At 62.0% G+C, this 21,582-nt stretch carries 11 protein-coding genes and 1 pseudogene; 3 read left to right on the top strand and 9 right to left on the bottom strand.

Features of this window, described 5'->3' with window-relative positions; all coding sequences use genetic code 11:
• Positions 1-378 precede the first annotated feature (378 nt).
• Positions 379-891: pseudogene (locus LDJ84_RS30955) on the top strand (methyl-accepting chemotaxis protein); the annotation flags it as partial.
• Between the two features lie 402 nt (positions 892-1,293).
• Here the strand turns inward: LDJ84_RS30955 and LDJ84_RS17115 are convergent.
• From LDJ84_RS17115 to LDJ84_RS17130, 4 genes are read right to left on the bottom strand one after another with little or no spacing between them, the layout of a single operon-like run.
• Positions 1,294-2,613, bottom strand: a complete 1,320-nt coding sequence (locus LDJ84_RS17115) for a sensor histidine kinase (RefSeq protein WP_038803611.1) — start codon at positions 2,611-2,613, stop codon at positions 1,294-1,296.
• Positions 2,610-3,284 carry a response regulator transcription factor gene (locus LDJ84_RS17120; RefSeq protein WP_226045095.1) on the bottom strand — a complete coding sequence of 225 codons (675 nt, stop codon included), beginning with the start codon at positions 3,282-3,284 and terminating at the stop codon, positions 2,610-2,612. Before LDJ84_RS17120 ends, LDJ84_RS17115 begins: the two co-directional genes overlap by 4 nt.
• Positions 3,284-3,574: a PepSY domain-containing protein gene (locus tag LDJ84_RS17125; protein ID WP_413247463.1), complete on the bottom strand. Its 291-nt coding sequence runs from the start codon at positions 3,572-3,574 to the stop codon at positions 3,284-3,286. The genes LDJ84_RS17120 and LDJ84_RS17125 overlap by 1 nt, the downstream gene beginning before the upstream one ends.
• Before the next feature lie 23 nt (positions 3,575-3,597).
• Complete coding sequence (locus tag LDJ84_RS17130; RefSeq protein WP_024767207.1) at positions 3,598-3,906, bottom strand: PepSY domain-containing protein; 309 nt, start codon at positions 3,904-3,906, stop codon at positions 3,598-3,600.
• 147 nt (positions 3,907-4,053) lie between these two features.
• Here LDJ84_RS17130 and LDJ84_RS17135 point away from each other — a divergent pair, with 147 nt between their 5' ends.
• The gene (locus tag LDJ84_RS17135; protein WP_084359849.1) at positions 4,054-5,133 is read left to right on the top strand and encodes a patatin-like phospholipase family protein; all 1,080 of its coding nucleotides are present in this window, start codon (positions 4,054-4,056) and stop codon (positions 5,131-5,133) included.
• Between the two features lie 153 nt (positions 5,134-5,286).
• Here the strand turns inward: LDJ84_RS17135 and LDJ84_RS17140 are convergent, their stop codons facing one another.
• The 3 genes from LDJ84_RS17140 to hmpA are packed head-to-tail and all read right to left on the bottom strand — an operon-like array spanning position 5,287 to position 7,950.
• Positions 5,287-6,477, bottom strand: a complete 1,191-nt coding sequence (locus LDJ84_RS17140) for an NnrS family protein (RefSeq protein ID WP_226045096.1) — start codon at positions 6,475-6,477, stop codon at positions 5,287-5,289.
• A complete protein-coding gene (locus LDJ84_RS17145) occupies positions 6,464-6,721 on the bottom strand; it encodes a hypothetical protein (RefSeq protein WP_024767210.1) in 258 nt (85 codons plus the stop codon). The genes LDJ84_RS17140 and LDJ84_RS17145 overlap by 14 nt, the downstream gene beginning before the upstream one ends.
• 47 nt (positions 6,722-6,768) lie before the next feature.
• Positions 6,769-7,950, bottom strand: a complete 1,182-nt coding sequence (gene hmpA / locus LDJ84_RS17150) for an NO-inducible flavohemoprotein (protein WP_024767211.1) — start codon at positions 7,948-7,950, stop codon at positions 6,769-6,771.
• A 171-nt stretch (positions 7,951-8,121) separates the two neighbouring features.
• Here hmpA and norR point away from each other — a divergent pair, with 171 nt between their 5' ends.
• Positions 8,122-9,681 carry a nitric oxide reductase transcriptional regulator NorR gene (gene norR / locus LDJ84_RS17155; RefSeq protein ID WP_024767212.1) on the top strand — a complete coding sequence of 520 codons (1,560 nt, stop codon included), beginning with the start codon at positions 8,122-8,124 and terminating at the stop codon, positions 9,679-9,681.
• A 117-nt stretch (positions 9,682-9,798) separates the two neighbouring features.
• Here norR and LDJ84_RS17160 read toward each other — a convergent pair whose 3' ends face one another.
• Positions 9,799-10,695, bottom strand: a complete 897-nt coding sequence (locus LDJ84_RS17160) for an OmpA family protein (RefSeq protein WP_024767213.1) — start codon at positions 10,693-10,695, stop codon at positions 9,799-9,801.
• Positions 10,696-10,792: 97 nt separating this feature from the next.
• Positions 10,793-21,427 carry an Ig-like domain-containing protein gene (locus tag LDJ84_RS17165; protein WP_226045097.1) on the bottom strand — a complete coding sequence of 3,545 codons (10,635 nt, stop codon included), beginning with the start codon at positions 21,425-21,427 and terminating at the stop codon, positions 10,793-10,795.
• Positions 21,428-21,582 lie beyond the last annotated feature (155 nt).

Here is a 21,582-nt window from a genome sequence, read left to right on the forward strand (position 1 = left end):
GGCGAGCTGGCCGGCTGGTTCAACCGCTTCCTCGACAAGCTGCAGCCGATCATCCGCGACGTGAAATCCTCGGTGCACGACGCCCGCGCCACCGCCGACCAGTCCTCGGAAATCGCCAGCCAGACCAGTGCCGGCATGCAGCAGCAGTTCCGCGAAGTCGACCAGGTTGCCACTGCTTCGCAGGAGATGAGCGCCACCGCCCACGACGTCGCCAACAGCGCCGCCATGGCCGCCGATGCCGCCCGTGGCGCCGACGGCGCGACCCGCGACGGTCTCAACGTGATCGACAACACCACCCGCCTGATCGACGAACTGGCCAGCGACATGAGCAGTGCCATGAGCCAGGTGGAAGGCTTGGCCGCCAGCAGCGAGCAGATCGGCTCGGTGCTGGAAGTGATTCGCGGCATCGCCGAGCAGACCAACCTGCTGGCGCTCAACGCCGCCATCGAAGCGGCTCGCGCCGGTGAAGCCGGGCGCGGCTTCGCGGTGGTCGCCGACGAGGTGCGCAACCTCGCCAAGCGCACCCAGGATTCGGTGGAGGAAATCCGCCAGGTCATCGAGGGCCTGCAGAACGGTACCCGCGACGTGGTCGGCGCCATGAGCAACAGCCACCGCCAGGCCCAGGACAGCGTGTCCCAGGTCGAACAGGCCGTGGCCGCGCTCAAGCGCATCGGCGATGCGGTCAGCGTGATCACCGACATGAACCTGCAGATCGCCAGCGCCGCCGAGGAGCAGAGCGCGGTGGCCGAGGAGATCAATCGCAACGTGGCGGGGATTCGCGACGTGACCGAATCGCTGTCCAGCCAGGCGCAGGAATCGGCGCAGGTGAGCCAGTCGCTGAACAAGCTGGCGAATCATCAGCAGGGGTTGATGGATCAGTTCAGGGTCTGAGGTTTTACACCGGCGCGTGGGCTTCCCCCTCACCCCTGCCCTCTCCCAGCGGGAGAGGGGGCAGTCCGCACGCGCCTGTACGCTCGCCGCTCTTTCTGCGTCATTGATAACCAGCTAACGCTTTACTTCCACAGCACTCCGAACGGTCCCCTCTCCCGCTGGGAGAGGGTTAGGGTGAGGGCCGGCCAAGCACACGCCTATCCCGTAGGCGCGGACTTTGTCCGCGATTCAGCCACATTGCACCGGGTTCGCGAGCAAGCTCGCTCCTACAAAAAGCCCACGCTGCAGCCCCTGTAGGAGCGAGCTTGCTCGCGAACGGCACGGCACGGCACGGCACGGCACGGCACGGCACCATCCCAACCCATCCGAACAACGCCAACCAATAAAGTCGCGCCGGCTCTATCACGCCAAGCGGCGGGGCAATTCGACAACCACCCGCAACCCACCCAGCTCACTGCTTTCCAGCTTCAGGCTGCCACCGCAGGCCGCCGCGATATCTCGCGCGATGCCCAGGCCCAGACCATGCCCGGCCACCTGCTCATCCAGCCGAGTGCCACGTTCCAACACGCTGTCTCGCTGGTCCTCGGCAATACCGGGACCATCGTCGTCCACGCTCAGCCGGTATGCGTCTGCGCCCTTCTCCACCGTCAACCGCACCTGGGCATCGGCCCATTTGCAGGCGTTGTCCAGCAGATTACCGAGCATCTCCAGCAGGTCTTCCCGGTCATACGGCAAGCGCGTGGCGGGCGGCGCCTGCCAGTCGATGGCGAGGTGATCGCCATGAATGAGCTTGAGCATGTCGCACAAGCTGGGCAACTCGGCATCACAGTCGAAGTGCGCGCCGGGTAATGCCTCGCCCACCAACCGCGCACGCCCCAGTTCGCGGGCCAGGCGCTGTTCGATCTGCTCCAACTGCTCCTGCAGCACTCGCCGCAGCTCCGGGTGATCACGCAGCTCTTCGCGTTCGGCAAGGCTGATGAGCACCGCCAGCGGGGTTTTCAGGGCATGGCCCAGGTTGCCCAGCGCATTGCGCGAGCGGCGCAGGGTATCCTCGGTGTGCTGCAGCAGGTGGTTGGTCTGTTCCACCAACGGCTCCAGCTCACGGGGCACCTGGCTGTCCAACTGGCTGCGCTGACCTTCCTGCAACTGTGCAATCTGCTGGCGTACCCGCTCCAGCGGGCGCAGGGCACGGCGCACGGTGAAGCCCTGGAACACCAGGATCAGCAGCAACGCCAGGGCTCCGGCGCCCAGGCCGATATTGCGCAGACGATTGAAGCTCTTGAGGACGGGCGTGTAGTCCTGGGCGACGACGATGCTGATTTTCTTGCCATAGCGCTTGTAGTCGCCGCGATAGACCAGCAGCCGCTGGCCTTCGGGGCCTTTCTCCAGCGACTTGGCCAGCCCCTTGTGCGAAGGCAACTGCAGCTCGTTGTCCCACAGCGATCGAGAACGCCAGGTCTGCTCGTCGAAGCGGATGACGAAGTAGCGCCCGGAGAACAGCCGCTCATAGACCGCATCGACACGCTGGCCGTCCAGCTGCAACCCCGCGGGACCACGGGTGATACCCACCAGCAGGCTTTCCGCCTCGTCCTGCAAGCCGTTCACCAGATAGCGGCGCAAGCCCTGGTCGAACAGCCAGAGGCCCGCCTGGGCCAGCACGAGACCGACCACCACCAGTACCACACCCAGCCCAAGACCGAGCCGGCGCTGGATCGATATCAATTGGCGGCTCCGTTGCCGGTGAAGCGATAGCCCTGCCCGCGACGGGTCTCGATGATCTCGCGGCCCAGCTTGCGGCGCAGGTGATTGATATGCACCTCGATGACATTGGAGTCGCGCTCGGTCTCGCCGTCATACAGGTGCTCTGCCAGATGCGACTTCGACAGCAGTTGGCCGGGATGCAGCATGAAGTACCGCAGCAGACGGAACTCGGCGGATGTCAGGTCGACTTCCTTGCCGCCCTGCTGCACGCACTGGCGCGATTCATCCAGGCTCAACCCGGCCACTTCCAGCTGGCTCTGGTTCGCCAGCCCGTGGGCACGCCGCAGCAGCGCCTGGATACGCAGCATCAGTTCCTCAGGATGAAACGGCTTGGTCAGATAGTCGTCGGCGCCGGCCTTCAGGCCGTCGATGCGCTCGGCCCAGGAGCCCCGTGCGGTGAGAATCAGCACCGGCGTCGCCAGGCCCATGCCGCGCCACTCCTGCAGCACCTCCAGCCCGGGACGGCCCGGCAGGCCCAGGTCGAGCATCACCAGGTCGTACGGCTCGCTGGCGCCTTGCACCGCAGCGTCGCGACCGTCGGCCAGCCAGTCCACCGCATAGCCCTGGCGCGTGAGGGTCGCCAGTAGCTCGTCGGCCAGAGGTACGTGGTCTTCCACCAGCAACAGGCGCATCAGTCGTCTTCCTTATCCTTGAGGATGCGGCCGTCGCGGGCATCCAGTTCCAGTTCGCGCACCACACCGTCGACGGTGAGCAACTCCACTTCGTAAATGTAGTTGCCGTGCTCCCTCTCCAGCTCGGCTTCGAGCAGGCGCGAGCCAGGGTAGCGGCTCAGCGCGGCGGGGAGGATTTCCTCGAAGGGGCGGATCACCCCTTCCTTGCTCAGGCGCAGGGCTTCGTCCTGGCTCAGGTCATGGGCCTGCGCGGCGCCGGCCAGGGCGGTGAAACCCAGGCCGAACAGCATCGCGCGCAGCAAAACGGTCTTCATCAGTCGTCCTGGTGATCGGTGAGGACTTCGCCGGTGACCGCATCCAGTTCGACATCCCACTTCACGCCTTGTGCGTCCTTGATGTCGACCTTGTAGAGATAGCGGCCATGCTCCAGCTCGAGCTCGCTATCGTACACCGATCCGCCGGCATGCTTGGTCAGCGCGGTGCGGTTGAGCTCCTCGAAATTGCGGATGGTGCCCGCATCGCGCAGGCGCAACGCCTCGTCAGGACCAATGTCATGGGCCGTGGCAACGCCGGCACCCAGCAGCAGTGCGCAGAGCGTGGTCAGGATCAGCAGCCATTTCATGAGCGTACCTCATCAGAATTTCACTGCTGTCAGATTAAGGTGAAGGACTTAATTCAAGCTGAATCGGCAACGATCATTCACCCCGTGAAGTATCCTTGCTCCACGCGCACAGGCTCTATAATCGCGGCCTGCCACAGCGAGGCCCGCATGACCGCCATCCAGATCAAGACTTCCTCCCTCACCCTCAAGGCTGGAAGCCGCGCGCTCCAACGCATCCGCGAACAGGGGCTGGCCCCCGCCGATGTAGGAATCCTCCCCGGTGCCGCCGGCGGGCCGAAGGCACTGGGCATCCAGGGCCTGGACCTCGCGCTGTTCGGCGAATGGTTGCCGCGAGCGCCACGTGAGCGCTCGCTGATCGGGGCGTCCATCGGCTCCTGGCGATTCGCCAGCGCCTGCCTGCCCGACCCGGCCGAAGGCATTCGCCGCCTGGGCGAGCTCTACACCCAGCAACGCTTTGCCCGCAACGCGAGCATCAGCGACGTGTCGAGGAGCTGCGCGAAAATGCTCGACGACCTGCTCGACGGCCGCGATACCAGCGTACTGGACAACCCCTGGTACCGCCTCAACGTGGTGGTGGTGAAGAGCCACGGTCGCCTCGCGCAGGACGGCAAGGCCAATCTCGGCCTGGGCCTGGGGGCGGTAATCCGCGACAACCTGGTCGGCCGCCGCCACCTGCACCGGCACTTCGAACGGCTGATCATCCATGACGCCCGCCGCGCACCGCCGCTGGAGCCGCTGTCGGACTTCCCCTCGCGCTACCTGCACCTGGACCTGGCCAACCTGCGCCACGCGCTGCTCGCCTCTGGCTCCATCCCCATGGTCATGGAAGGCGTGCGCGACATTCCCGGCGCCGGCCCCGGCACCTACCGCGACGGCGGCCTGCTGGACTATCACCTGGACCTGCCCTACCAGCCCGAAGGCGTGGTGCTCTACCCGCACTTCACCGACAAGGTCATTCCCGGCTGGTTCGACAAGGGCCTGCCCTGGCGCCGTGGTGACGCCGGACGCCTGCAGGATGTGCTGCTGCTCGCCCCGTCGAAGGAGTACCTGGCGCGCCTGCCGCACAACAAGCTGCCGGACCGCAAGGACTTCCACCGCTACATCGGCGACGACGCGGGCCGCGAGCGCTACTGGCGCAAGGCAATGGATGAAAGCCGGCGGATGGGCGACGAGTTTCTCGAACTGGCGGACAGCGGTCGGCTCGGCGAGCACCTCTTGCCACTCTAGCCATCTCCCCGCCACCGGCGGTTCGCGAGCAGGCTCGCTCCTGCAAAAACGCACAGCAGCAACCCGCGCGCAGGAGCGGACTCCGTCCGCGATGTCTCTCCGGCCGCCCCGTTGAGAAATCTGCAGCGTGATCAGCAGACCGCAGCGACAGACTCAGCCCGGCTGCCCATCCAGCCGCGGCTTCCAGAACATCGGGCCGTAGTGCCAGGCGAACATCAGGAAAGCCACGACCCAGCAGCCAGCCGCGATGCTCAAGCCTTCCAGCGGCCACCAGATCACCAGCAGGACCCGCGCGACCACGCCAAGGTTGAGCAGAGCGAACGCCCAGGCCATTGCCTTGGGCGGCTGCAGCGGTCGCCCGGTATGGCCCAGGCTGACGCGGGCGATCATTGCCAGGATCAGACCGCCCACCCCGCCCACGGTCAGGGCGTGGATCGCCAGGCTGACGTTGAAGGTCGGCGCAAAGTTCCACAACGCCATCCCCGCCGGGGCCAGCAGCATCCACAGGTAGGCCAGGTGCAGCGACCAGAGCAGCGGCACACCCCAGAAGCCCTTGTCGTACCAACGCCACAAGCGGATCAGGTGCCCCATCGCCAGCGCAGCAAACAGCAAGCCCACCAGCGGGTGCGGGGTCAGGCCGATACCGACTGCGGTCAGCGCCGCCACCAGCAGGGTGCCGCCCAGCAGTGAGTTATCCAGCCAGTTCCAGGCCGGCACCTGAGCGGTGCGGCCCAGCCCGCGCTGGGTGAAGAAGGGAATCACGCGACCGCCGATCAGCCCCATCAGCGCCGCCACCAGCCACAGCGCACCCAACGCGCCACCGCGCTGCCAGCTCTCGTTACCCTCCCAGACGCCGGCCATCACCAGTGCATCGGCAAGCGTCAGCAGGCTCAGCACCAGGATGATCGGGTAGTTACGTTTCTGGCGGACCTGCCACAGACTGCGACCGATGAAGAACACCAGTGCCGGCATGAACGCCAACTCCAGCACGGTGACCAGCCATAGCGGCGCCCCGACGAGCCAGCCCACCCGCGCCGCCAGCCAGACCAGCGACAGCACCATCAACGGCGTGCCACTGACGCCGGGGCGCCCGGTCCAGGTCTGCACGGCGGTCAGCAGGAAGCCGGCAATGATCGCCGCCGCGAAGCCGAAGAGCATTTCATGGCGATGCCAGCCCAGCCAGCCGCCCAGCGGCTGCCACGTGGGCAGTACGCCAAGCAGCACGGCCGCCCAGGCCGCGATGGCGATCAGCGCGAACACCGCTCCACCGAGGAAGAACGGGCGGAACCCCAGGCGCCATAATGGCGCGATGGTCAGCAGAGCCTTTCGATCAACCAGCAACACAGCAAGCCTCCCAACCGTCCTTGCGCATCTGATGCTGGGCCACCAGCCGCAGCACGTAGCCCAGCTTCAATAATGTGGGCCCGAGGATGGTGAAGGCATGAGCTGCGACAACGCTTTGCAGGCTCAGATGACCATCGACGAAATAGGCTCCCACGATTCCCAGCAGCAGCAGCGCGAGGCCGCCGGTCAGCAGCGACCAGGACATCGACAGATTGCGTTGCGGGCAGGCGAAAAGACGTTCCATCACACACCTCCTCGGGTTGCGCCGGCCCATCGGACCGGCGCCAAGGTTCAGGCCTCCAGCGCGCTGGCCGGGCCGAAGAACTCGTAGTGGGACTGTTGCTCAGGTACGCCGATCTCGCGCAGGTGACGCTTAACCTGCGCCATGAACGGCTTGGGCCCGAGGAAATAGGCGTCCAGATCGCGGTCTTCCGGCAGCCAGTCAGCCAACAGCTCCTGGCTGAGGAAGCCTTCGACGTGCGCGGCGTCCTGGGCACGCGGCTCGCTGTAGCAGAAGTAATGCTTGAGCTGCGGATGCGCGTCGGACTGCGCCTCTACCCACTCGCGGAACGCATGCACACCACCGTGGCGAGCGCAGTGGATGAAATGCACTTCGCGACCGGATTCCAGCGCCGGTTTAAGCATCGCCAGCGCCGGGGTGATACCGACCCCGGCCGTGATCAGTGCCAGCGGCTTGTCACTACTGCGCAGGACGAAATCGCCCGCAGGTGGGAACAGGTCCAGTTCATCACCGACGTTCAGGCGGTCGTGCAGGTAGCTCGAAACCTTGCCTTCGGGCTCACGCTTCACACTGATGCGGTACTCACGGCCATTCGGCGCGTCGGACAGCGAGTAGGTGCGGCGCACTTCTTCCCCGCCAATCTCCAGGGACAGTCCGATGTACTGCCCAGGCTGGAAGTCCAGCAGCGGCTCTCCATCCAGCGGCTGGAAGTAGAACGAGGTGATCTCCTCGCTCTCGGCTTCCTTGCGGGCGATGCGGAAGCGCCGGGCGCCACGCCAGCCGCCGCGCTGCTCGGCATTCTGCTGATACACCGACTCCTCGGCGCCGATCAGAATGTCCGCCAGTTGGCCGTAAGCGGCGGCCCAGGCATCGATCACTTCCTGCGTGGCGATCTCCTCGCCCAGCACTTCGCGGATCGCGCGTAGCAGGCAGGCGCCGACAATGGGGTAGTGCTCCGGCTGGATCTGCAGGGCGACGTGCTTGTTGACGATCTTCGCCACCAGCGGGCCGAGCTGCTCCAGTTCATCGATGTGGCGGGCATACATCAGCACGCCATTGGCCAGCGCGCGGGGCTGGTCCCCGGAGGCCTGGTGCGCCTGGTTGAACAGCGGACGAACTTCCGGGTACTCGCTGAGCATCATCTTGTAGAAATGCTGGGTCAGGGTCTCTCCGCCAGTCTCCAGCAGCGGGACAGTGGCCTTGACCAGGGTACGGTGTTCGTTGGACAGCATGTGGATCTCCTCGAGTTGGCCAGACAGCCAGTGGGTCTGCCTGTGCTTTCTGAAAGGTGTGTTTCAGGAAGCGTGCCAAGCTCGCAGCCCTTTATTTCCGGGCCATCCGCTTAAAAATGAGTCATAATGACCCGCGTCTTCTGTTGTCAAAAAGACTTCATAGAGGTCAAAATGACTCGAAACCCTCTGCTAGCCACCCTCCTCCCGCTGGTCGCCGATCTGTCCCGCGAATTACCGGACGGCGAACGCTACCGCCGCCTGCTCGAAGCCCTTCGCGGCCTGCTGCCTTGCGATGCTACCGCCCTGCTGCGCCTGGAAGGCGACCAGTTGGTGCCGCTGGCCGTCGATGGACTCAGCCAGGACACCCTCGGCCGCCGCTTCAAGATCAGCGAGCACCCTCGCCTGCGCGCCCTCATCGAACATCCGGGGCCGACACACTTCGCCGCCGACTGCGGCCTGCCTGATCCCTATGACGGCCTGGTGGAGGGACTCCACGGCCACCTGGAAGTCCACGATTGCCTGGGCTGCCCACTGTTCCTCGACGGCCAACCCTGGGGCCTTCTGACCCTGGATGCGCTGGATCCTGAGCGGTTCTCCACGGGCGACCTGGACAATCTGGAGGCCTTTGCCAGCCTGGCAGCTGCCACGGTCAAGGCCAGCCAGCGCATGCTTGATCTAGCCTTGCGCGCCGACCAGGAGCAGCAGCGCGCGGATGCCTACCAACGCGCTTCTGGCGATCAGCCAAAGGAGCTGATTGGCCAGAGCAAAGCCCACCAGGCGCTGATGGGCGAAATCCAGGTGGTTGCCGGGAGCGATTTGAGCGTATTGATCACCGGGGAGACTGGTGTTGGCAAGGAATTGGTGGCCCAATCGATCCACGCCAACTCGCTGCGTCGTAGCCAGCCGCTGATCAGCCTGAACTGCGCAGCACTGCCGGAAACGCTGGTGGAAAGCGAGTTGTTTGGCCACGTTCGCGGCGCCTTTTCTGGCGCTGTGGGTGAACGACGCGGCAAGTTCGAGCTGGCCGATGGCGGCACCCTCTTCCTCGACGAAGTCGGTGAACTACCGCTGGCGATCCAGGCAAAGCTGCTGCGCGTACTGCAGAGCGGCCAACTGCAACGCCTGGGCTCTGATCGAGAGCATCACGTTGATGTGCGCCTGATCGCTGCCACCAACCGTGATCTCGCCGAAGAGGTCCGCGCCGGCCGCTTCCGTGCCGATCTGTACCACCGGCTGAGTGTCTACCCACTGCGCGTGCCGCCGCTGCGTGAAAGAGGAAACGATATCCTGCTGCTGGCGGGCTACTTCCTCGAACAGAATCGGCCGCGCCTGGGGCTGCGCAGCCTTAGACTCACGCGCGAAGCCCAGGCAGCGCTGGTTGGCTATCCGTGGCCGGGAAACGTACGGGAACTGGAGCACCTGATCGGTCGTGCCTCTCTGAAAGCGCTCGCGAATCACTCACAGCGCTCGCGCATCCTCAGCCTGGGTATCGAGGATCTGACACTCAACTCCTTGCAAAAGGGTGTCGATGAAAACCGCGCAGCAGAGACTTCGAGCGATTCGGACAGCGTGCCGACCGGCGGGCTACGCCCCGCGGTGGATGCCTTCCAGCGGCGCATGATCAGTCAGAGCCTGGAACGGCACGACGGCAACTGGGCTGCCGTCGCCCGCGACATGGGGCTGGATCGTGCCAACCTCAACCGTCTGGCCAGACGCCTGGCGATCAAATGAACCCTACCGGACCCGCACGACGCTAGGTGGGCGAAATCGTGGGCAGGCCCGGAGGGTACTCTTCTCCGATGAGGCAGCTGATGAGCTGATCAGCCCGATTGCCTCACAGGGCCATCCTCAGGTATCGGAGCGCTTACCGCGAATCAACAGGTCGACGCGGCGGTTGGGCGCGTTGCAGTTGATTCGATCGTTACGCGAACCGCCATCACACTGCACCACAGGCTCACTACTGCCATAACCTACGGCTCGAATCGCCTCGGTGCCCACGCCCAGTTGCAGCAGGACACTTTTCACCGTTTGCGCACGGGCCTCCGACAGGCGTTGATTGAACTGCGCGCTGCCGATGGGATCGGCATGCCCGCCCACTTCCACGCTTTCCACATGCTGCGACTTGATCGCTTCGGCGATCTTGCGTAGCTCCGCGTGCCCCACGTCGGTAATGTCCGAGTATCCGCTCTTGCCAAAGTGGAACAACACGTCACTGCGCAGACTCAGGTGCGTCTCGGTCTGGCAGGGCACGACCGCACTGGCGCGATTGATGACATGACGCTGCATGCGCAGGTCCTGCAACTGCCGCTCGGCACTCTGGCGAGCCTGAACCACCGGTGTGCTTGATTTCGGGTTTACCGGTACCTCGAGGAAGTAAGTCTTTCCGCCCTCGAAGACTGCCGACGCCCGAGGGTTCAGCTTGCCCTCATACAGCGGTTCATCGCCTATATAGGACTCCAGGGAGTGCTCCCCCGCCGGAATACAAAAGACGGTATAGCCTCCAGGCATCAAGGCACCTTGCAGCTCGCGGTCCACATACACATTTGCACCTTGCGTACCCTGGTCGGCACCGCGGAAGAACACGACCTGGGACTGCTCCGCAACGACAGACTCCACCGGGTGGTACGCAGCACCAAAGATTGATCCGTTCTGACTGGCCAGAGCAGATGCACTGCAACTGATGGCCACACTGAGAATGCTCAGTTGGACCGCTCTGTGCGTAGCACTGTAAATGGCATATTCCATTGAAAGACTCTCCTTCGCCTCGTTGCGAATACAACAAGGCGCGCAATTGAATTGGGGCTAGTGCCGGAGCGCGGGAGACCCGCGCTCCGGTCGACGCTTAGCCGACGAGATGGACCTGAACGTGGTCCTCGATCCACACCTCGCCAGTACCCGAGCTGTACACCTTGTAGGCGTGACCATCGTTGCCGGTAGCACTCGACTCGGTCCAGGTGATCCCGGTCTTGACCAGGTCGACGTTGCCGCTGGCGTCACCATTGACCACCAGTTGCTTCTTGCCGTCCTTGAACATCAGGTCGCTTTCACCCATCCGCAGCACGTCGTCCAGCTTGACCGTCAGGCTGTTGCCGCCATGCCCCAGGTCGAACTTTTCGAAGCTGATCACCTTGTTCTTCATGACTGCCAGATTGATGCTCAACCCCTGGCCATCGAACACCAGGGTGTCGGTCCCCGAGCCACCATTCACGCCAAGGAAATCGGTGCTGACGATGTGGATGAAGTCATTGCCCTCACCGCCGTTGGCATAGTCCAAGGTGCCGATGTTGACGATGGTGTCGTTGCCAAACCCACCAACGATGTAGTCATTGACCGGGTTGCCATGGTCGTCCTTGCCATCCGCGACGATGTAATCGTCACCGTTGGTGTACTTCTTGGTGAACGAGTCCGAAGCGGAGTAGTAGACATACATCGCCCCAGAGTCGGTCGCCGTGAAATCAGCGTTATAGGCGCCGGTGGCGATATCCATCATGCCGTCGCCGTTCCAGTCGCCCATCGCCACACCGTTGCCCAATTCGAAGCCGGCGCCCTCGCCGTACAGCGCATAGCCCTTGGTCGGATCGTTGATCACATCCTTGATCGACCAGATAGCCGGCAAACCATGCTCATTGCCATAGACCACATACACCGCGCCGGAGTTATCACCGCTCCCCTTGCCAGGTCGGTCGGCGTAACGCGCACCGATGATGAAGTCATTGATACCGTCACCGTTGATGTCGCCACCCGCGCGGATGCTCACGCCGAACCATTCATCGACGGTGCTCTGCGTCCACTTTCCGGTGGCCGTGTTGTAAGTCGCCTTCTCGTTGAGGATGAGCGAGCCGACACTGGAGTCGAACATCGGGTTGGTGTTGAACTGCGACGGCACGCCGACGGTATTGAGCGCATCCAAGTTGATATCGCTGGTGTAGCCACCTGCCTTGCCATAGATAATCCAGACACGGCCCGGATCGCCCGGCTCCGAGTAAGGAGCGCTGATGGCGAAGTCGTTGATGCCGTCACCGTTAATGTCGCCCAACGCAGTGATGGTGTTGGTGGAGTAATCCTGGCGCGCCGAACCCAGCCACTCGTAGTGCTGCGAGTTGATCCGGATGCCTTGATCCAGGGTCATGTTCTTGAGGTCGATTGAAGATCCCAGGCCCCCCGCCTTGCCGTAGACCAGGTAGGCGGTCCCCGCGGAAGCACCGTAACCCTGCGACATGACGTTGTTGGCACGTGGGTCGGCGATCACGAAATCGTCGATACCGTCGCCGTTGACATCGCCGACATTGTTGATCGAGTCACCCAGGTCAACCCCGTTCACCTGCGACGAATTGGTAACCGTGCCGGTGAACGAGTTGGTGATCGTGGTGCCATTCACGCCCGCCGGGAAGTGCGCCCACGTCTGGCTGGAACCGGTACCAGTCGCCGGGTTGCTCCAATCCATGACGATGTTCTTGTTGACGTTGGCGCCGCCGTACAGCACGTAGCCAGCGCCACTGTTATTCGGGCCCGCTTCGCGGTTACCGAACAACAGGTCCGTGTAGCCATCGCCGTTGAAGTCGCCACCGCCACCCACGCCGATACCGTTCCAGCTGTCATAGCCCGGCGCGGACGGGTTGTTGGGGTTGACACCCGGGTTACGGATCACGAAGCCATGGGTGTTGTCGCCGGCATCGATGGTCGCAAGGTCCACCGTGCCATTGCCCCAGCTATTGTTCGGCCCGCCGAAGATCACATAGATCTTGTCCGGCCAGTGAGAAGAAATGATGACGTCCTTGTAGCCGTCGCCATTGAAATCTCCCAGCGCGTTGATGCCGGTGCCCATGATGTCGCCGTTGTAGGCACCCGCGAAGAAGATGCCCTGGCTCGGCTTCAGATTAGTGATGGTGTTCTGGTCCAGAACCGGCAAGCCATTCTCGCTGCCGAACAGGATCCAGGCTCCACCGTTGTTGACCCGACCCAAGGTATCGGAGTTACGTGCGGACACCAGCAGGTCATCAATGCCATCACCATTGAAGTCACCGATGTTGACCACATCCCAGCCGAACTCGAACCCTGCCTGCTTGGCGCCGTAATAGTGCTGCGGCACCGACTGGGTGATGGTCAGGATGTGGTTCTGGTCATCCAGGGAGCCCACATAGCTCGCCGAACCAGTCACGCCGGAAGCAGTGGTCGCCACCGCCTTCAACAGGTAGTCGCCATAGTGCAGCGACCACAGATCGGTACTCCAGGTGCCATCGCTCTTGACCTTGATGCCCTGGCCGTAGATGTCCTCGCCTTCGTCGATCTGGTTGTTCCCGTTCTTGTCCCAGAACAGCGTAATGGTCAGATCTTCGAGCTTGTGACTACCCGACTTCACCGTACCGTTGATCGTTGGCGTCATGATCGAGGTGATGTTATCGGTGTTGGACACGCCGTTGTCGCTGGCAGGATCCAAAGCAAATGTCACCTTGTTCGTGGGTTGCGAGTTGTCGATTACCACCTGCTGAGTCGTGACCTGACCGGCGATACCCGATTCACTGACGACGCGCGCCTCGAAGGTGTAGGTACCATCCGCCAGGGACACCGACCGGTTGTCATAGGTCCAGCGCAAGCGATCATCGCTGAGCGTGGCATCCTTCCAGGTTAATCCTCCGTTCGCAGAGAACTGCACCTTCTGCCCAGACTGAACTTCACTGTTTACCTGACCACTGACCAGCAACGTACGGTCCTGTGTGATGAAATCATGATCGGAGAAGCCGGTGTCGTCAGCGATTCCAGTGATGGTAGCGAGGTTGGTTGGCGTCGTCGTATCCAGTGTGATGCTGTACTTCGCACTCGGAGCAGTGGCGTTACCAGCCGGATCGGACTCTACCGCTGTCAGGTCATTCAGCCCCAAAGCTAGGGCAGTCGCAGGCTGCAGCGTCCAATGCCCGGTCGCGTCCACAATTGCAGTACCGATCCGATGGTTATCGGTGCTGTCCTTGACGTACACGGTGATGGTGTCACCGGCTGTGCCGATACCGCTGATCACCGGACGCGCGTCGTCGGTGACACCGCCATTGCTGACGTTGCCGGTGATATCACCCACGCTGTCCAGCACGCCAGTAATGGCCAGCTTGCTGTAGTCCGGCGGGGTGTAGTCGGTGGTGAGGTTGAAGACATCCGACTTGACGCTGGTGTTGCCGGCCTTGTCGGTCGCATCGACGGTGAAGTTGTGATCTCCCTCGCTGATACCGGTGGTCGGCGTGTAACTCCACGCGCCATTGGCGTCCGCCATCACCGAGCCCAGCACGGAGCCGTTGTCGTAGATGGTGACCTTCGAGTTGGCTTCGGCCTGGCCCGACAGGGTCGGGGTCGGGTCGTCCGTCACGCCATGGTTGGCGATCGGGCCCTGGATCGCACCGACATCGTCCAGCACCTGGTCAATGGTCGGCTTGAAAGGAGCTACTGTGTCGATGGTGAAGGTGAACGGAGCGGTCGGATCGCTGACGTTGCCAGCCTTGTCGGTCGCCTTGGCTGTGATGCTGTGCGCACCCTGCCCCAGGTCAAATGCCGGGGTAAAGCTCCATTTCTCACTTGCATCAACGGTGAGAGAACCCAGCACCGTATTGCCATCGGAGATCGTGACAACACTGCCAGCCTTGCCAGTACCCTGGATTTCCGGACGGGTATCGTCGGTATAGCCACCATTGCTGATGTCGCCGGTGATGCTGCCGACATCGTCAATCAGGTGGGTAATCGAGACCAGCACCTTGGAGGTATCCACAATCACGTTCAGCGGGCTGTTCTGACCGCTGCTGTTGCCGGCCTTGTCCAGCACTTCCGTGCTGAACGCATGGTTGCCATCGGACAACGCGGCGGTCGGCGTGAAGCTCCACTTGCCATCGGCACCTACATCGGCCTCGCCGATTGCCTTGCCGTTGTCGTAGATGATGACCTTGCCATTCGGCTCGGCTCCGCCGCTGAACACCGGACGGTTGTCATCGGTGGTATCACCCGCATGCAGCGGGCCAGTCACCGCACCCACATTGTCAGTCACCGCCAGGCCGGTCACATTAGCCGGTGCCGTGGTGTCGACGCTGAAGTTCCAGATTCCCGTCGGAGCACTGACCTGACCGATAGGATCGGTCGCTGTGGCGGTTACGTTGTGCAGACCATCCGCCAGCGCGCTGGTGATAATGCTCCAGCTGCCATTGGCATCGGTCACCGCACTGCCAATCAGCGTGCTGCCGTCGTACAGCTTGACGGTGGTGCCCGCATCCGAAGTGCCCTTGAAGGTCGGTTGGCTGTCGTCGGTCACATCACCTTTCTGCAGGAAGCCGGTGTACGGCCCTACATCGTCGAAGACGCTTTCGATGGTCGGCACAGCCGGCCCTACCGTTACCACGGTGACGCTGTATTTCGCGCTCGGTGCCGTGGTGTTGCCCGCCGGGTCACGCTCGACCGCAGTCAGCTCGTTGACCCCCGAGATCAAGGGGGCCGTCGGGGTCAGCGACCAGTGGCCGCTGGCATCGACGATGGCACTGCCGACCTGATGGTTGCCAGTGGAGTCCTTGTCGTAGACGAAGATCGTGTCACCGGCCGTGCCGGTACCACTGATCACCGGACGGGTGTCGTCGGTGCTGCCATTGTTGACGACGTTACCGGTCACTTCACCCACGCTGTCCAGCACGCCAGTAATGGCCAGCTTGCTGTAGTCCGGCGGGGTGTAGTCGGTGGTGAGGTTGAAGACATCCGACTTAACGCTGGTGTTGCCGGCCTTGTCGGTCGCATCGACGGTGAAGTTGTGATCTCCCTCGCTGATACCGGTGGTCGGCGTGTAACTCCACGCGCCATTGGCGTCCGCCATCACCGAGCCCAGCACGGAGCCGTTGTCGTAGATGGTGACCTTCGAGTTGGCTTCGGCCTGGCCCGACAGGGTCGGGGTCGGGTCGTCCGTCACGCCATGGTTGGCGATCGGGCCCTGGATCGCACCGACATCGTCCAGCACCTGGTCAATGGTCGGCTTGAAAGGAGCTACTGTGTCGATGGTGAAGGTGAACGGAGCGGTCGGATCGCTGACGTTGCCAGCCTTGTCGGTCGCCTTGGCTGTGATGCTGTGCGCACCCTGCCCCAGGTCAAATGCCGGGGTAAAGCTCCATTTCTCACTTGCATCAACGGTGAGAGAACCCAGCACCGTATTGCCATCGGAGATCGTGACAACACTGCCAGCCTTGCCAGTACCCTGGATTTCCGGACGGGTATCGTCGGTATAGCCACCATTGCTGATGTCGCCGGTGATGCTGCCGACATCGTCAATCAGGTGGGTAATCGAGACCAGCACCTTGGAGGTATCCACAATCACGTTCAGCGGGCTGTTCTGACCGCTGCTGTTGCCGGCCTTGTCCAGCACTTCCGTGCTGAACGCATGGTTGCCATCGGACAACGCGGCGGTCGGCGTGAAGCTCCACTTGCCATCGGCACCTACATCGGCCTCGCCGATTGCCTTGCCGTTGTCGTAGATGATGACCTTGCCATTCGGCTCGGCTCCGCCGCTGAACACCGGACGGTTGTCATCGGTGGTATCACCCGCATGCAGCGGGCCAGTCACCGCACCCACATTGTCAGTCACCGCCAGGCCGGTCACATTAGCCGGTGCCGTGGTGTCGACGCTGAAGTTCCAGATTCCGGTCGGGCTGCTAACCAGCCCCACGCTATTGGTCGCAGTCGCAATTACATTGTGCGTACCATCAGCCAGGACACTTGTGGTGATTTCCCACTTGCCATTGCTATCTGCCGCCGCACTACCGATCAAGGTATTGCCGTCGTACAGCTTGACGATACTGCCCGCATCCGCCGCCCCCTTGAAGGTCGGCTGGTTGTCGTCGGTCACGTCGCCTTTCTGCAGGAAGCCGGTATACGGCCCCACATCGTCGAAGACGCTTTCGACGGTTGGCACAGTTGGCCCTACCGTCACCAAGGTGACACTGTACTTGTCGCACGGCGCGGTCTTGTTGCCCGCCACATCCATCTCAACAGCGGTCAGGTCGTTGACGCCGGAAACCAGAGGAAGTGATGGGGTCAACTTCCAGGTGCCATCAGAACCTACAGTGGCCCGGCCGATCTCATGGTTGCCGGTGCTGTCCTTGCTGAAGACGATGACGGTATCGCCAGCGGTACCCTTGCCGCTGATCTCCGGACGCGCGTCATCGGTCTCGCCACCGTTTACGATGTTGCCGGTGATCGGGCCGACATGATCTTCAACACCTGTAATCGACAGCTTGGTAAAGTCCGGCGCCGTGTAGTCGGTATCCACCGCGTAATCGTCGGACTTGACGCTGACGTTTCCTGCAGCATCGGTTGCCGTAACCGTAAAGTCATGATGACCTTCGGAAAGCGCAATGACTGGTGTGTAGCTCCAGGCTCCATTGGCATCGGCAACCGCTTCACCCAGCTTCAAACCGTTATCGTAGATGATGACCTTGGAACCGGGTTCCGCCTCACCGGAAAGGACCGGCTTGGAGTCATCGGTCACACCACCTCTGGCAATAATCCCCTGGATTTCGCCCACATTGTCGTACACCGAATCGATGCTCGGCTTGACGGGGGCACTGTAGTCAGTGGTGATGCTGAAGACGTCCGAGTTGGCGCTGGTATTTCCAGCAGCGTCGGTCGCAGTGACAGTGAAGTCATGCTTGCCTTCGGTGATCGGGGTGGTTGGCGTATAGTTCCATTGACCTGACTTGTCGGCGGTCACTTCACCCAACTTGGCGCCGTTATCGTACACCGCCACCCTGGAGCCAGCTTCGGCTTTCCCCGAGAGGGTCGGGTTCGGGTCGTCACTCACTCCGCCATTGGCGATCGGCCCCTGAACCGCGCCCACATCATCCAGAACCTGGTCGATAGTGGGCTTGCCCGGAGCAGTGGTATCAACGATGAAAGCAAACGTCGCTGGGTCGCTGACGTTGCCTGCCAGATCGGTTGCAGTGGCCTTGATGGTGTGCGCCCCTTCGGACAGAGAGGCCGTTGGCTTGAAGGTCCAGCTACCGTCCGCCGCCACCCCGGCGGTTCCCAGTTTGGTAGAACCGTCATATACGGTGATGATGCTGCCGACCTTGCCTGTACCCTGGATGGTCGGACGAGTATCGTCGGTGTAGCCGCCATTGCTGATGTCGCCAGTGATGCTGCCGACATCGTCGATCATGTGGGTGATCGAGACCAGTACCTTGGACGTATCCACGATCACGCTCAGTGGAGCGCTCTGGCCACTGCTGTTACCAGCCTGGTCGAGTACCTCCGTGCTGAACGCGTGGTCACCATTTGCCAACGCGGCGGTCGGTGTGAAGCTCCACTTGCCATCGGCACCCACATCGACTTCGCCGATTGCCTTGCCGTTGTCGTAGATGATGACCTTGCCATTTGGCTCGGCACCGCCGCTGAACACCGGGCGGTTATCGTCAGTGGTATCACCAGCGTGCAGCGGGCCAGTCACATCTCCCACGTTATCGGTGATGGCCAAACCCATCACGTTGTCCGGCGCGGTGGTGTCGACGCTGAAGTTCCACCCTCCCGTCGGTTCACTGCTTTGACCTACGCTGTTGGTGGCGGTGGCAATCACCTCATGCGGACCGTCGGCCAGTTTGTCGGTGGTGATACTCCAGTTACCACTGGCATCGACCATGGCGCTGCCGATCAGAGTGCTACCGTCATAGAGCTTGATGACGCTGCCACCATCAGCGGAGCCCTTGAAGGTCGGTGTGCTGTCGTCAGTGACATCACCTTTCTGCAGGAAGCCCTGATATGGACCGACATCGTCATGGACGCTGATGATAGTCGGTACCGATGGCGCACCGATCACAACGTCAATGCTATACTTCGCGCTTGGATCGGTCTTGTTGCCCGCTACGTCCATCTCGACAGCGGTCAGGTCATTCGCACCGGAAACCAGCGGAAGTGTGGGGGTCAGCTTCCATGTACCGTCAGCACCTACTGTGGCGCGACCGATCTCATGGTTACCGGTACTGTCCTTGCTGAAGACGATAACGGTATCGCCAGCAGTACCCTTACCACTGATCTCAGGACGCGCATCATCGGTTTCGCCGCCATTCGGGATATTACCGGTGATCGGCGCCACATGGTCTTCCACGCCAGTAATCAACAGTTTGGTAATGTCCGGCGGGGTGGTATCGATATCAACCACGATAACGGTCGGTGGACTGGTGTTTCCAGCAGCGTCCGCCGCAGTGACACTGATGTTGTTGTTACCCTCCGGCAGTGGTTTGCTCGGCGTAACCGACCAGTTGCCGTTTTCATCCGCCGTGGCCGTGAGAACCTCTCCGGTGGGCAATGTGACCTTCACATCGGCATGAGGCTCTGTATGGCCGTCGATGGTTGGCTTGGTCTCATTGGTGATGCCGTCGCCCTTGACGCCCGTATCAGAGTCAGGGTCCAGCCAGACCTGGGGGGCATCCGGAGCAATGGTATCCACTACCACCACGAACGGGTCCGAAGACGGACTGACATTACCCGCAACATCGGTCACGGTCACCGTGATGTCATGGGCACCTTCAGACAGTGGCTTATCTTGTGGAGCTTCATAGCTCCACTTGCCATCCTGACCGACGACTGCCTCGGCAATCTTCTTGCCACCATCGTACAGGGTGATGGTCTGATTCGGCTCACCGTTGCCTGAGAAGGTGGGCCGAGTGTCGTTGGTGCTGTCGCCGCTATTGAGCGGGCCAACCTTGGGCTCGACGTTGTCGTAAACCATGTCGAGTGTGCCATCCGGACCGATCACCGGCTTGGGCGGAGTGGTCGTGTCAATGCCGACCACGATCACAGTCGGCTGACTGTCGTTTCCTGCAGCATCCGTCGCGGTGACGCTGATGCTGTTGTCACCCTCCGTAAGAGGCTTGGTCGGAGTCACTGACCAGTTACCGTCGTCGTCTGCCTTGACGTTGATCACCTCGCCGGTTGGCAGCGTCACCTTGACGTCCGCGTTCGGCTCGGTCTTGCCGTCAATGGTCGGCATGGTGTCGCTGGTGATATTGTCACCTTTGATACCGGTGTCGGACGCTGGATCCAGCCAGACCTTGGGCGCATCAGGGGCTGTGGTGTCGATATCCAGAGAAATGACTGTGGGTTGGCTAGGGTTGCCAGCGGGGTCGGTGGCAACAACAGTGATGTCGCCGGCCCCGTCCGGCAATGGCTTCGTCGGGGTGACGGACCAATCGCCATTCGCGTCGGCGGTAACAACTACGGTTTCACCGGTGGGGAATTTCACCGTGACATCTGCGCCCGGCTCAGTGTGACCATCGATGGTCGGCCTGGAGTCATTAGTGATGTTGTCACCCTTGACTCCAGTGTCCGAGTCAGGGTCCAGCCAGACTTTCGGCGCTTCCGGAGCAATGGTGTCGATGATGACCGGAATGACGATTTCGGTCTGGTTGCCCGCTGGGTCCTGCGCGATAACCTTGATGTCGTTATTGCCCTCGGGGAGCGGCTGAGTGGGCGGCGGAGCAACCCAGGTACCGTCGTCCTTTACGTCAACCGTAACGGTTTCGCCTGTCGGGTAAACAACGATGATGCTGTCGCCGGGTTCGCCGGTACCATGGATGGATGGTTCATTGCTGGGCGAGTAAGTCTGGCCATCGTGCTCGACGGCACCGCTTATCTCGGCAGTGGGAGCGGAAGGCGGAACCGTGTCTACGGCAAAGTCGATGACGTGGACAGGAGCACTGGGTTTTTCCCCTTTGCCTTCCTGGACGACATCAATGCTGTGGTTGCCGTCGTTGAGGTCAACATTGGGGGTAAATGTCCAGGTTTGGTCCGGCCCGACCGTGGTGCTGCCGATTTCCTGGCCATTGTCATAGATGTGGATGACTGCGCCCGCCTCACCCTTGCCGGAAATGACCGGACGCGGATCGTCGGTGGCGTCGCCATTGGCGATCACACCCTGCTTCGGCCCCACATGGTCGGTGATCTGGGTATCAGTGACGGAGGGGCTGGTCTTGGTGTGATGTTTGTCATCATTCTTGGTCGCTGCGGCCACACCACCCACCGCTCCTGCGCCCGCCAGAAGCGGCCATAGCAGGAAACCGGTAGATTCGTCGATCTCGCCATTGACCACCGGGGCGGCGCCCAGCGGTTCACCCCCAAGGGCAATGGGGGTCATCTCGCCATCGGCCAGCAACAGCTGGCTGTAGAAGCCCTCACCATCGGTACGCACATACGCGTACATCTGGCCGTCTTCGGATACGCCATAGAGCTGGCTGTCCATGCCGTCTGCGAAGAAGTCCTGGATGACCAGATCAGGCTTGTCGCTGCCCTGGAAAAACACCAGCAGATCCTTGCCGTCCCGCTTGACCGTGACGTTCTCCGGAGCCACTTCATTATTATCGAGTTTAAGAAGGTACTTGGTACCGACCTTTGCCTTGACCTTGCCGCCATCCTTGAACGTAACCCGCTGGGCTGCATTTTCGGAGACTTCTACCAATTGGACTTTTTCAGCGGACATCTGCGTTTTCCTTATCCAGCCACAGAAAAAAACTGCGGTGGCCAGCTTAAGGCGGGAGTCATTGAGTCATTTGTAGGACAATTCGGCAGATCAATGCGGATTCGCCGCAACTGCGATCGCAGTGGACTACAGAGCAAACGGACGCCTTGTGGCTG

The organism is Pseudomonas sp. HS-18 (assembly GCF_020401845.1).
GTDB lineage: Bacteria > Pseudomonadota > Gammaproteobacteria > Pseudomonadales > Pseudomonadaceae > Pseudomonas > Pseudomonas nitroreducens.

What these genes read in the sequence shown, in the direction of transcription:
- norR (WP_024767212.1), top strand. Translation starts at nt 8,122, where the DNA reads ATGACTCGAAACCCTCTGCTAGCCACCCTCCTCCCGCTGGTCGCCGAT.
- LDJ84_RS17165 (WP_226045097.1), bottom strand. Translation starts at nt 21,427, where the DNA reads ATGTCCGCTGAAAAAGTCCAATTGGTAGAAGTCTCCGAAAATGCAGCC.
- LDJ84_RS17120 (WP_226045095.1), bottom strand. Translation starts at nt 3,284, where the DNA reads ATGCGCCTGTTGCTGGTGGAAGACCACGTACCTCTGGCCGACGAGCTA.
- LDJ84_RS17135 (WP_084359849.1), top strand. Translation starts at nt 4,054, where the DNA reads ATGACCGCCATCCAGATCAAGACTTCCTCCCTCACCCTCAAGGCTGGA.
- LDJ84_RS17130 (WP_024767207.1), bottom strand. Translation starts at nt 3,906, where the DNA reads ATGAAATGGCTGCTGATCCTGACCACGCTCTGCGCACTGCTGCTGGGT.
- LDJ84_RS17160 (WP_024767213.1), bottom strand. Translation starts at nt 10,695, where the DNA reads ATGGAATATGCCATTTACAGTGCTACGCACAGAGCGGTCCAACTGAGC.
- LDJ84_RS17145 (WP_024767210.1), bottom strand. Translation starts at nt 6,721, where the DNA reads ATGGAACGTCTTTTCGCCTGCCCGCAACGCAATCTGTCGATGTCCTGG.
- hmpA (WP_024767211.1), bottom strand. Translation starts at nt 7,950, where the DNA reads ATGCTGTCCAACGAACACCGTACCCTGGTCAAGGCCACTGTCCCGCTG.
- LDJ84_RS17125 (WP_413247463.1), bottom strand. Translation starts at nt 3,574, where the DNA reads ATGCTGTTCGGCCTGGGTTTCACCGCCCTGGCCGGCGCCGCGCAGGCC.